Source organism: Anaerobacillus sp. 63XJN7_4_ISO-PGPR-S23-413 (assembly GCF_056173725.1).
Genome location: NZ_CM149688.1, coordinates 552,022 through 564,965, shown reverse-complemented (window position 1 = coordinate 564,965; position 12,944 = coordinate 552,022). Strand labels below are relative to the sequence as shown.

At 38.7% G+C, this 12,944-nt stretch carries 10 protein-coding genes; 3 read left to right on the top strand and 7 right to left on the bottom strand.

Features of this window, described 5'->3' with window-relative positions:
* Window positions 1-84: 84 nt before the first annotated feature.
* The 6 genes from AC0VYO_RS03135 to AC0VYO_RS03110 all read right to left on the bottom strand — a co-directional run bounded on the left by AC0VYO_RS03135 (window position 85) and on the right by AC0VYO_RS03110 (window position 7,901).
* Complete coding sequence (locus tag AC0VYO_RS03135; protein ID WP_194219981.1) at window positions 85-660, bottom strand: TetR/AcrR family transcriptional regulator; 576 nt, start codon at window positions 658-660, stop codon at window positions 85-87.
* 10 nt (window positions 661-670) lie between these two features.
* A complete protein-coding gene (locus AC0VYO_RS03130; protein WP_475368381.1) occupies window positions 671-1,954 on the bottom strand; it encodes an ATP-binding protein in 1,284 nt (427 codons plus the stop codon).
* A 153-nt stretch (window positions 1,955-2,107) separates the two neighbouring features.
* Entirely contained in the window at window positions 2,108-3,520 is a 1,413-nt protein-coding gene (hemY, locus tag AC0VYO_RS03125) for a protoporphyrinogen oxidase (protein ID WP_475366523.1), read from the bottom strand.
* Window positions 3,513-4,466 (bottom strand): ferrochelatase, encoded by a 954-nt coding sequence (gene hemH / locus AC0VYO_RS03120; RefSeq protein ID WP_194219984.1) that lies wholly within the window; start codon window positions 4,464-4,466, stop codon window positions 3,513-3,515. The genes hemY and hemH overlap by 8 nt, the downstream gene beginning before the upstream one ends.
* Before the next feature lie 21 nt (window positions 4,467-4,487).
* Entirely contained in the window at window positions 4,488-5,531 is a 1,044-nt protein-coding gene (gene hemE / locus AC0VYO_RS03115; protein ID WP_475366522.1) for a uroporphyrinogen decarboxylase, read from the bottom strand.
* Between the two features lie 180 nt (window positions 5,532-5,711).
* Complete coding sequence (locus tag AC0VYO_RS03110; RefSeq protein WP_475366521.1) at window positions 5,712-7,901, bottom strand: transglycosylase domain-containing protein; 2,190 nt, start codon at window positions 7,899-7,901, stop codon at window positions 5,712-5,714.
* Window positions 7,902-8,060: 159 nt separating this feature from the next.
* Here AC0VYO_RS03110 and AC0VYO_RS03105 point away from each other — a divergent pair, with 159 nt between their 5' ends.
* The 3 genes from AC0VYO_RS03105 (at window position 8,061) to AC0VYO_RS03095 (ending at window position 10,441) form a co-directional block, all read left to right on the top strand.
* The gene (locus AC0VYO_RS03105; protein ID WP_430246889.1) at window positions 8,061-8,570 is read left to right on the top strand and encodes an antibiotic biosynthesis monooxygenase family protein; all 510 of its coding nucleotides are present in this window, start codon (window positions 8,061-8,063) and stop codon (window positions 8,568-8,570) included.
* A 60-nt stretch (window positions 8,571-8,630) separates the two neighbouring features.
* Window positions 8,631-9,389 carry a PRC-barrel domain-containing protein gene (locus AC0VYO_RS03100; protein WP_430246890.1) on the top strand — a complete coding sequence of 253 codons (759 nt, stop codon included), beginning with the start codon at window positions 8,631-8,633 and terminating at the stop codon, window positions 9,387-9,389.
* A 188-nt stretch (window positions 9,390-9,577) separates the two neighbouring features.
* Window positions 9,578-10,441, top strand: a complete 864-nt coding sequence (locus AC0VYO_RS03095) for a formate/nitrite transporter family protein (protein ID WP_322098214.1) — start codon at window positions 9,578-9,580, stop codon at window positions 10,439-10,441.
* Window positions 10,442-10,490: 49 nt separating this feature from the next.
* On the opposite strand, the gene AC0VYO_RS03090 is transcribed toward AC0VYO_RS03095, so the two are convergent.
* Window positions 10,491-12,722: a YhgE/Pip domain-containing protein gene (locus AC0VYO_RS03090; RefSeq protein WP_475368380.1), complete on the bottom strand. Its 2,232-nt coding sequence runs from the start codon at window positions 12,720-12,722 to the stop codon at window positions 10,491-10,493.
* Window positions 12,723-12,944 lie beyond the last annotated feature (222 nt).

Below are 12,944 nucleotides of genomic sequence, written 5' to 3'. Positions count from 1 at the left end.
TATGGTCATTTTTTGCTACAAAAAGTAATATAACACCGTTTCATTAGAATAGCAATAGCAGTAGTCCACTTTCTTTGGATACTGCTACTTCAATTTAATCCCGCTCATCATATAAAATTCCAGGTGATTTGCAATTTCTTCTTTCGTAAATGAAGAATGAGTTTTTTCCCAGTCAAAAATGAGTGCAATATACATTTTAAACATAAGAAATGCTGTAAGTGAAGGATCACACTTCTTCACTTCACCATCAGAAATACCTCTCTCGATTTCTTGTTCCAGAAAAGAAAGAATGGCTTTCTCAACAAGATCAAGGGCGTCCATTGCTGCAGGCGTTCCAATTTCACGCACTTCTTGAGATAGCTTTATAGCTAATTTGTGCTCCTTCCGATGTTCTAGCACACTATAAAGAGCACGATGGAGATTGACAAAAAAGGACTCCTCTCTATGAATGGAATCTTGAGCAAGCCCCTTCAACTCCAACACCATACCTCTTACAATTTCATTGAATAGCTCTTCTTTATTTTTGAAAAAGGTATATATGGTTCCTTTTCCTACATTCGCAATTTTAGCGACTTGATCCATTGTCGTTGCTTTATAACCAAACATGGAAAAAGATTTTTCTGCTGCTTCTAAAATGCTTTTTCTTCGATCGAACGTCATTATTATCCCCCTATTGCTTTGTGATTGGTAGTGTTATTGTAACCGTCGTTCCTTCGCCTAGTATACTTGTGTAATTCACTCTTCCACCAATATTTCGAATTAGCCGGTTCGTGATCATTGTACCTAAGCCAGTTCCTTTCGATTTTGTTGTATAAAATGGTAGACCGATCTTTTCAAGCTCTTCCTTGCTCATCCCGGCTCCATTATCACGAATAACGATATCTACCGTACCTCTTTTTGTTCCGTATTGCAAAGCAACATGAATCATTCCTTCTCCTTCAATTGATTCAATTGCATTTTTTATAACGTTTATTAAACATTGTTTTAATTCTTGGGGATTACCCCATATATGAAATTCGCCTTTTTCATCATATTGAATCTTAACCGCGTAATACGAGGCTAATACTTCCGTTAATGCAACTGTATCTCTGACAATTTTATTCAAATCTACTTGTTCACAGTCACTTTTTGAAGGTTTGATCAGCATCAAATAATCTGTAATGATTTTATTCGTCCGCTCGATTTCTTCAAGCATCAATGGGGCATAATTTTGAACTTTGGTGTCCGCTGTATCAGCTGAAATAAACTGCAGAAGACCTTTAACAGTCGTAAGCGGATTCCGTATTTCATGAGCGATAGCAGCAGCCATTTTTCCCGCAACTGATAGTTTCTCAAGATAAACTGTTTCTTGAAGTTGAATATTTATTAATACAAGTCGTTCAGTTAAATAGAAAATAATGAAATAGGCGATTGCAAATGACGTGAAATAGATCGGATAAAAATAGGTTTTTAACGGTTCTAAGAAAATAAGAATGATGGCAATATACGAAATGATAAATAGAATTCCTGTGAAAATAATCCCTTTCCACTTTCGGATTGATCTTTGAAAGTAGTTCATAAATCCAATTGCAATGAGAAACCCAACAATCGCAATAAGTACTCCAACCCAAGCATTTTCTCCCCCCATCCAAGTTCGTGTTACAGAAATGGTGATCATGCAAATGAGACCAGGCAGTTTGCCACCATATAATGTTACAAGAATAAGAGGAACAACTCTCAAATCAAATACTGTATCTCCGAATTTTTCTAACGGAAAGAGCATACAAAGCAGAGCCATCAAGGAACTGATCACTCCATAAATTATTTTCTCTTTCAGGTTAATCGAGCTTGCTCTTGTAAATGGCATGACCATATTCCAGAGAAATAAAACTGAAAAGAGCATTGAAATATTAATAAGTAAGGGCCTTGCCATTTCCGACATGATTCGTACTCCTTTATTACTAATTGTTGCCATATACATTCTACCATTAGAATTTCTTCTGCACTAACAAAAATAGATAATAGTTCCAGTATAACATTTGTTAATTTATACAAAATACACTTCATTAAGTATTCTATAGAGAAGAGAAATATAAAAAAGGTTCACCGCATTCGGTGAACCTTCTTTTTATTTGAAGAAATTTTGAACTGAGGCTACAGCTGCCTCACCCTGATCAATACAGTCAGGGAGACCTACTCCATTGTATGAAGCTCCAGCTAGAAAAACGCCCGGCATTTTCTTTTCAATTCCTGAAATGACGGTCTGAATTCTATTACGGTGCCCAACCTCATATTGCGGCATAGATTGTCTCCATCTCGTAATTCGATAAAACTCAGGGTGTCCTTCAATTTCCATAATTTGATTCAGATCGTTTAATACTGTCTGAACGATTTCTTCATCACTTTTCTCAACAATACCATCATTACCTGCTCGACCTACATAACAACGAAGAAGTACTTTTCCTTTTGGTGCAGAATGTTGCCACTTACGATGTGTCCAGGTACAAGCGGTAATCGTATAATCAGCGTTTCTAGATACAACAAATCCTGTTCCGTCCATTGCCTTTTTTATGGCTTCTTCAGGGAAAGCCATTGCAACTGTTGCAACCGTTGTGGAAGGCATTTCCTTTAGCGGAGCTACTTCCTGATGTTCTCGTAACATATGATATACCTGCTGATGCGGGGTCGTGATGATAACAGAATCAGCTGATAACTCCTCGCCGTTTGTTGTCTTAAGCGTGTAAGATCCATCGACCTCATTTTGCTTTAATTGATCCACCTTAACATTTTTTCTAATGTTAACGTCTGTTAAACATCTTTCAATCCCCATAACAAATGACTGTAAACCTGATTTGACCGTAAGAAAAGCCGGCTTTTTCTTACCAGTGCTTCGGCGAGAAGGTGGTGTCGTCTTCTTCATCCCTAGAATTAAACTACGGTACTTTTTTTCCACTTCTGAGAATTGAGGGAAAGTTGACATAAGGCTGAGTTTATCGATATCTCCTGCATAAATACCTGACAGTAAAGGTTCTATTAAATTCTCAACAACCTCATTCCCAAGTCTTCTTCGAAAGAATAATCCAAGTGACTGATCTCCCTCTCCCTGTTCTCTCCTCGGAAGAACTAAATCTCCTGCTGCTCTAGCTTTCCCTTTTAAGCTAAATAGCTTTGTCGAGATAAATGGAGAAAGCTCCGTTGGGATTCCCATTACTGCTCCACCTGGAATCGGATAGAGCTGGTCATTATTTAATACGAAGGCTTGTCCAGTGGAATTCGGAACAAGTTGATCTCCCATTCCCACTTCATTCACAAGACGTGCTGCGCTTTCCTTTCTAGCAAGAAAGGAGTCAGGACCACGTTCAATCACAAAGCCATTTGTCGTATCCGTTTGAATCTTTCCACCTAAACGATCTTTGCCTTCAAGTAACGTGATTTCATAGGATTGATTTTCGTTCCTCATCTCTTTTTGAAGGTAATAGGCGGCGGTTAAACCAGTAATCCCGCCTCCGATAATCACGATTTTTTTTGTTTGTTTACTCATACTGTATCATCTTCTTTTTTATTAGTTCATGCTTCACAACTGTGGCTAATATCTCTATAAATTCATCCGTTGCATTGGGCATTTCCGGACGATGATAGGCTGCACCAAGCTCATTGGTCATCTGTTGACATTCGTAATCATTGTCATATAGCACCTCGAGATGATCAGCGACAAATCCTACAGGACAGTAAATAAATCCTGTGTAACCTTCTTGCTCAAATAAGTCTCGAGTTAAATCTTGAATATCTGGCCCAATCCACGGATCTGGCGTATTGCCCTCGCTCTGCCAGCCAATAGCATAATGTTCGATCCCAGCTCGTTCAGCAATATGCTTTGCCGTTTCTTCTAGCTGGCCAGGATAAGGATCCCCGTTCTGCAAGATTCTCTCAGGTAAACTGTGCGCTGAGAATATAACAATGGTTTTCTTTTTTTCCTTAGCATCAATCTGACTTAAACACGATTGTAATTGATTCACCCAATATTGGATGAACTTAGGCTCGTTGTACCACTGGTCAATCGCATAGATATTGGGGAAGCCCCGTTTATCTGCTTCAGCTCTCGCTCGTTCATTATAGGTTTTCACACTTAATGTAGAGTAATGCGGAGCAAGAACAAGACTAACGGCTTCCTCAATCCCATCTTTCTGCATATTCCGAACGGCATCTTCTACAAAAGGTTCAATATGCTTCAAGCCAAGATAGCTCTTAAACTCTACCTCTTCGCCAAATTCTTCATTCATACGATCCTCTAGCTTCTGAGCCTGTTTTGTTGTTATATCCGATAAGGGAGATATACCACCAATCGCTTCATACCGTTCAATCAAATCCTCCAACATTTCTTCTGTAGGTCGCTTCCCCCGACGTATATGTGTGTAGTATGGTTCAATTTCTGCTTCACTTCGCGGTGTACCGTAAGCCATAACTAATAGGCCAATGGTTCGCTTCATGCCATACCTCCCCCATTTCCATTATCTGTTCTTACGCGTATATTCGTGTACAAAATTCGTTAAACGCTGCAATGTCTCAACTTGAACTTGTGGGAACACCCCATGACCTAGATTAAAGATAAATCCTGGCGTCTCCATTCCCTGATCAAGAATTTCTTTTGTTCTTTGTTCAATAACTTCCCACGGTGCAAGTAGAAGTGCAGGCTCGAGATTCCCCATGAGCGGCTTTTTAATCCCCTCAACTTCTCTCGCTTTCTTAATTGAAATTCTCCAGTCTATTCCAATTACATCAACAGGCAGCTTGTTCCATTCCTGAATGAGGTGACTCGCTCCAACGCCGAACATTAAGAGTGGGACATTCAATTCTTTTAAAGCTGAGAAAATCCGATTCATAACAGGAGCAATATACGTCTGATAATCCATATCATTTAAAGCACCAACCCATGAATCAAATAACTGGATAGCTTGAGCACCCGCTTTTACTTGAGCTGTAAGATAAGCAATTGTCATATCCCCAAGCTTATTCATTAGCTGATACCAGCCTTCTGGATCAGAATACATGAATGCTTTAGTCTTATGATAATTCTTAGAAGGTCCACCTTCAATCATATAGCTTGCAACAGTAAACGGCGCTCCGCTAAATCCAATTAATGGAACAGACAATTGCTCACGTAGCATCTTAATAGTTTCCATTACATAAGGAATATCTTTCAGAGGATCAAGTTCACCTAGTCGATCAATATCAGATCTACTCTTAATGGGATTATCGATTACAGGACCTACACCTGATTTAATTTCAACATCCACCCCGATAGATGGAAGTGGCGTCATAATATCTGCAAATAGTATCGCTGAATCAACACCAAGCTGTTCAACGGCAAATCGCGTCACTTCAGCCGCTACTTCTGGGTTTAGGTTCATTTCATGAAATGAATATTTTTCTCTGATTTTTCTATATTCAGCCTGGTATCGACCTGCTTGTCTCATATACCAGACAGGTGTATGATCTGTCGCTTCTCCTCGGCATGCCCGAAGAAATTGATCATTAAATGATGCTTTATTCATGCTTGTCCACCTTTCTAATTGCAAAACGTACTTTTTTACATCCTTACATACTATAGCGATCGTAAGCTTCAGTGTACAGATATTGAAGAAAAAAGTCATAAAATCGTCCAACTTTGAAGCCGTTTACATCGTCTACTTTACCATAAGTAACCGAGCGTTTAAGTGAAAATCCTCACTCACTTACCTGTTTTCCTCTATCTTTTTATCTTCTTTCTCTTCTTCATTACCTTTAAACCTATCGAACAAACTGACGGAAGCTTCATTAGATGCCTCTCCTTCTTGCTCTGTTAACGGATTATAAGGAACTACTTGATAAGATACAGATCCAAAGAATGAGATCGAGTTTCTTGTATATTCCCCTTTTCCTTCAACTTCAGCTATCTTTTTTCTCTCCCCATCTTTCATTTCATAGATATGATAAACAATACGATCATCAGAGGATGCTGTCCAATTCAATTTGACGGCTGGAAGACCATAAAGGAAATCAAAATCTGCCTTCAAATCATTCACTTTTGGAAGGGTAATAGGTTTTTCCATATCTTTCAATCCTGAAGGCTTACTAAATTCCTTAGTACTATTCTCATCGATTGAAGTATTTACCACCTTTTTAAAAAGTTGAACCGGATATTCACTTCCACCCGTCAGATACTGTGAATCCGTTGTCCGGTCATACCCCATCCATACTGCACCCACCAAATCTGGTGTAAAACCGACAAACCAGGCATCACGCGAACCACCCGATACTCCCTCATACGAAGTTGTTCCAGTCTTACCAGCGATAGCAACATCTGCATCTCCACTTGTGGCGGTACCATTCTTAACGACACCTTCGAGTATTCTTGTCATATACCATGCCGTTTGTTTGGAGTACACTTTCTCTTCCTCTTGTTTTGCTTCACCTACTAACTTGCCGTCATTATTGTATAACTTACTAATAAAATAGGGATCGACATGCTTTCCTTCTTGAGCAAACGGACGATAGGCTTCCATCATCTCATAGGGAGAAACGCCTTTATCAATCCCTCCAAGAGCGATTTTTAAATCATTATCTTCAATTGTAAGGCCACTTTTTTCAAGAAAAGATTTTGAATATGAAATTCCAATCTCATTTAATAACCAAACTGCAGGTGCGTTAGCAGATACTCTGACAGCATCATAAAGAGAGAGCTGACCAGCGTATTGGTTATTATAGTTAGATGGAGAATACCCCTCGTAGTCAGTCTTTTCGTCCTTTAATAATGTGTAAGGACTGTATTCCTTTTTCTCAATTGCTGGCCCATATACGGCTATAGGCTTGAATGCAGATCCAGGCTGCCTCTTTGAGGTCACGTGATTAAGACCCTTCTGAACATAATCACGACCTCCCTGAACCGCTACTACTCCACCACTCTTTGCATCCATCATTGTCAGAGCCCCTTGAGGCGGATTGTTAGGATCACTTCCTGGGAAAAGCTTTCCGTTTTGAAATTGTTCATAAGCTGCTTTCTGCAAATCTTTATCCATTGGAACTACGATTTTATAACCACCACGTAATACTTCTTCATTCGAAAGATTAAATCGAGTCTTCGCTTCTTGAAGCGTCATATCAATGTACGTAAGAAAAGCTGCTTCCTTTGTTACTTCTGCCACATCAAGAGATAGCGTCTTTCCTTGAAGTCGAACCGCTTCTTTTGGTGTTAAATAATCCTGTTTCTCCATTAAAGATAGCACTAAATCTCTTCGCTCTTTACTCTCTTCAGGATGATTAATTGGTGAATAATTTGAAGGTGCTTTCGGAAGCCCAGCTAACATGGCACCTTCTTCAACACTTAACTCTGAGACTGGTTTATTAAAAAACAACATGGAAGCTGACTGTATGCCATAAGCACCATGTCCAAAATAAATCTGGTTTAAATACATTTCTAATATCTTCTTTTTACTGTAATTACGTTCTAAATTAATTGCGATAACAGCTTCCTTCGTTTTCCTCAACCAAGATTTGTCATTAGTTAGAAAAACGTTCTTAGCTAATTGCTGTGTAATCGTACTTCCGCCTTCTACTTTTTTTCCAGCAAGAATATCACGATAAAGCGCTCGGCCAATTGCTTTTACATCAAGACCATGATGATCGTAGAATCGGCTATCTTCTGTTGCAACGAAAGCTTCCTGAACATGGTCTGGAATATCATCTATTGAGACCGGCTCACGGTTTTCAAAATAAAGTTTAGTTATAATTTCTCCCTCTTCATCAACAAGTTGGGTAGCTGAATTCATCACAAGCTTTTTTTCGTCGATGACATAGTTTCCAGCCAGTAATATCCCCAAATACCCTAATAATCCAATGAGGAATACAGCTAATGTTGCGATTAAGCCTATGCCGAGTTTTTTCATTCTATGAGGCACTCCCTTATTAACTTAATTACAGCTAAGCTTACATGAAATAATGTTATATTTGTACTATATACAATGACGATTCTGTTTAGTTTTTGCCAAATAAGGGTAAAGTATCAGGCAATTCTCCCTGATCACTTCATTGAAAGGATGAATAAGATGAACGTTTACGTTACATATGGAACTTACGACTATTTATCAAAGGTAAAAGAAGATCATGATGGAGAAAATGTAAAGCTTTTTTCTAATTCTGATGGTGCTGCACTTTATCACGAAACGTCTTCCGAAACTTTTTTCAAAAACGCTAAGAAGTACGAATTAATGGACGAAAAAGGCGAGGTAACTGATCCTGGTTTTGTTGTTTTAAACCATATACCTGTTGAGGAGAGTGAACGGGCGATATTTGAAGATAGGTTTAAAAACCGCGCTGGGAAAGTGGAAAATGAACCCGGGTGTCAAGGAATTCGAATTTTACGTCCAGTTCATAACGATCCATATATCGTCGCCACATTCTGGAATACTGAGAAGGACTTCAAGAATTGGCAAACTTCTGAAGCTTATCAAACAGCGCACAAAAATCGTAACACAAGTAAAGGACTTCCAAAAACGATCTTTTCAGGAAAGCCATATCTTAAAACTTATCAAATCGAAAAAACAGATTCGGTTTAATTCTTAACGTGGTCGGGTAGTTTTTAGCTTAAGTGAATTATTCATATAGGAGTGAGCCTCATGTTAGTAAGCGAGAGTGAAGTGAATAAATACACGATCGATACAAAAGATGGCCAAAAAGGCGTCTTAAAAGAGCTCTATTTCGACGATGAACATTGGACTATACGGTATCTTGTTGTTGATACACACAAATGGTTACCTGGTCGAAAGGTATTGATTTCTCCGATTTCAATCGAGCAATTGAATCATGAGAATGAAGCTATTTCAGTTTCGCTTACATCTGAAGAAGTAAGTGAAAGCCCTGATATTGATACCGATCAACCTATTTCTAGAAAACACGAAATGGAACTGAATCGCCATTTTAGCTGGCCTTATTATTGGGTAGGAACTAATGCTTGGGGAAACGGGATGTATCCAAGACCGTTTATGGCTGATGATTTACCTGATGTTGATTCAACTTTGCATCATTCTAACCAAGACGAAGAAAATCACTTGCGAAGTACTAATGAAGTAGCTGGATACCACATTCAGGCGACTGACGGTGAAATTGGTCATGTTAAAGATTTCATTTTTGATGAAGAATCATGGCAGCTTCGATATATCATTGTTGATACTAAAAACTGGTTTTCCGGAAAAGAAGTACTGCTTTCTACAAAATGGATTCATGACATTCACTGGCAGGATCGATCGGTAGTTGTCAATATAAAAAAAGAAGAAGTTCGTCAATCACCAGAATTTCGTCTAAACGAACCCATTACTCGCCGTTTCGAAGAAGACCTTCATACGCACTATGGTAAAACGGGATACTGGAAATTTTAATGAAAGCGAGGTGGCCTTCCACCTCGCTTATTTCAGACAAACTTTGAGTTGATTTCCCAGGAAATCTAACTTGTTGACAGCAAATTAGCTTTCTTTCCTATATTCACACCATAGTAGAGGCACATTCGTCAGTTTATTCCAAAAGACAAAAAGGGAAATCATAGAAAAAGAGAGATAGGAGATTTATTGTGGCGAATTCTAATAAAAAAGACAAACAAGTAAAATATCCGGAAAGACAATTTTATTTTCCAGCGCAAATTGTTGAAACATTTATCGCAAAAGGGGAGTCTCATAGCGCCAGGCCACTGAATCGGCAGTTTATTTTATCGATCCTAGCTGGGGCATTTGTTACGTTCGGAGCTATTTTCTCTGTTCTAATTGCTATGGGAGTTGAAACGGAAGGTGTTAGTAATCTTCTTTCAGGAATAGGATTTGTAACAGGATACGCGATTGTTTTTATTTCAGGAGCCATTCTCTTTACTGAAGTTAACGTACTCCTTCCTACGTACATCCTCCAAAGGAGATTTTGGGTTCCTAAGAATATAATGAAGTTTTGGATAGTTTGTTATTTTGGTAACTTACTAGGTGCCCTGCTGGTAGGTGCTCTTGTCGTTGCATCAGGATCATTATCCCCTGAATTCTATAGCGAATTAGCTACATATACAGAGCACAAAATGAAATTTCTATCTCATGGAACGGTAGGGTGGTTTCAAATTCTTCTCTCAGGTATTATTGCAAACTGGCTTATTGGAATGGCTGCGTTTCTTGCTACTGCAGCTCGTGATTTAACAGGTAAAGTTCTTGCTACTACACTTCCTGTTATTATATTCGTAGCCGGAAACTTCCAGCATAGTGTAGCCAACATGGGGTATTTCAGCACATCCTTTATTCATGGCTCTGAATACTCTTGGATGGAATTCCTGTTCTTTAATCTAGTTCCAGCAAGTATCGGTAACCTGATTGGCGGTGGGGTACTCGTTGCTCTAACATTTACGTATGCGTTTAAAGAAGAAATTAACGAAGAAAGCCTTCCAAAAGAAGAAGCAGAGTGAGAAAAAGCAGCCTGTCAGTTGACAGGCTGCTTTTTCTTCAAAGAGGATATTAATGAAATAACCCTGATTCTCTGGACTTTTTCATTAAATACTTCGTCTTTTTAATGATAACTTCCTTAAGTACCGCTCCTATGAGAAGGAACACAACAGAAAAAATTCCCAAAAAGAATAAATCTTCTTTTGCTCGTGCCCATACAATTCCTCCTACTGCTTCTCTCATTAAATCTACTGCGTACGAAAATGGTAAATAAGGATGGATTGCTTGAAAGAACTCTGGTAGCAAAGCAACTGGATACGTTCCACCTGACCCAGCAATTTGAAGAACAAGAAAGACAATAGCCATCGCTTTACCCACATCCCCAAATACAGCAACTAGAGTATAAACCATTAACATGAACACAAAGCTAATCACGATGCCAAATAGTACAAAAAGAACAGGATTTACGATATCTACATTTAAAATAAAGAGATCTCCTGATGTTACAACAAGCGTCTGAAGGAAACCAATGCTAATAAACGTCAATAATTTTCCGAAATACACCTGGCGATTCGACGCTTCTTCAAAACCAGTGGCTTCAGTGGTAAGTAATGAAACAAGAAGAAGTGCCCCTACCCATAACGATAGAACAGTATAGAACGGTGTCATACCTGTACCGTAATTTTGAATCGGGAAGAGTGAATTTTTACTTAACACTATAGGTTCTGCGAAAAAGCTTTGCTCTGCCATAGGATCATTCTTCAGTAAATCAATGATCTCGTTAATATCTGTTTCTCCTTGAATCTCTCTGATTCGATCCGCAAGCTGGTTCACTTTATCATTTACGTAAGGATATTCATTTAACATGTATGCTAAAATATCCTGACCTTCGCCGATATTCTTTTCAGTACTTGAAAGAATTCGTTCCACTTCAGGGATGGTGGTTTGCGCCTCTTTTAATGTCGATCGAGCATTCGATAACGTCTTTTTCGCACTTGCCACTTCAGCAAGAACACGAGGCTCAATGTTTTCCTTGTACTCTTTTAAGAATGAATCGATTCGATCAGCTGTTTCTCCGGATTTTTCCTGAAGAGTTGTTAAAATATCATCTATTTCTTCTTGCTTATCAGCTAAGGTAGATCCAATTTCATCACTATCTGCTTTAATGGTCTGTAACTGTTCTTTAACTTGATCAAGATCAGCGATTGCCTCATCGATAACCTCTTGCTGCTGCGAGTTAGCGGCAGGATCCTGCACCGGCTCTTGAGGAGATTCTTCTCCTTCTTCCTGCGACTCCTCATTCTCGTTATTATCGCTAGCTTCCTGTACTTGCTTCAATACGACTTCAACATCATCAATACGCTGAACAGATTCATCTACTTGTTGATTTATCTGATTTCTTATTTCTTCTACTGAGGATAAATCAATATCTGGCGATTTTAAATCCGATAAGAACTTATTTACATCCTCAGCTGTTTGTTGAGCTTTAGTTAAATCTTCCTCTACTTGCGGTGCAAGCTTATTCAAGCGATCTTCTGACTCGTTTAAAAATTGTGTGGTTTCATCAATCGTACTAATGCCTTCACTCGTAATTTGCTGAGCTTCCGGAAGAAGTCCTTGAACTTTATTTATCACATCTTCAGCATCTCTCGAGTCAGATAGGGCATCGGAAATCAAACGATTGATCTCTGGAAGGTTCTCTTCTAGTTTGAAGACATATTCCTCGAACTGTTTTATGTCAGATAAATCCTTTTCAAATTCTACTCCTAAATCATTAAATACCTCAAAGATCGTCCCATTCACAACCGATACAAAGTTACTTGTAATTTGATCAACAATGACACTCGCACCTTTTTCAGTGATCTTTGGTGCGATCGCATTTACTTTTTCGTTTACATAGTACTCTACCTCTGCTTTCTCGGGTTCATCATTAATAACTGTCCCAAGTTTCTCTGAAAAGTCTTCTGGAATGACGATCACTGCAAAATAGTCCCCATACTCAAGCTTATCCATCGCAGCTTCTCGATTTGAGAAATGCCACTCAAGACTGTCATTATCTTTCAATTCCTTCGTTAACTCTCCACCTGCATCAATTTCCTTATCCCGAATGGTTGCCCCCTTGTCTTCATTGACAATGCCAACAGGAAGCTGATCCGTTTGACTATATGGATCCCAAGATGCTCCAATATTAAACCAAGCATAAAGAGAAGGAAGAATAATGAGACCACCTAATAGAATCGCTGCTACCCAATTCGTTCCAATTCCCTTCCAATCTTTCTTGAAAATTCTTAAAATATTCTTCATTTACAAGCTCCTACTCGTCAAAATATGTATTCTCCAACTAGTATAATTCCCTAAGAAGTGAATTGTCATGAGAAATGAGTCCAATGTCAATCAGTCCAATCTCACAACTAATTGCGATAGCTACTATGTGGAGGTGTTCAGCTAATTGAATTCGAAATCAACTTTTTTCGAATTCTACTATCCGTGTGTACTTCACCGAATATAAGGGAATAAGAAAGGAAG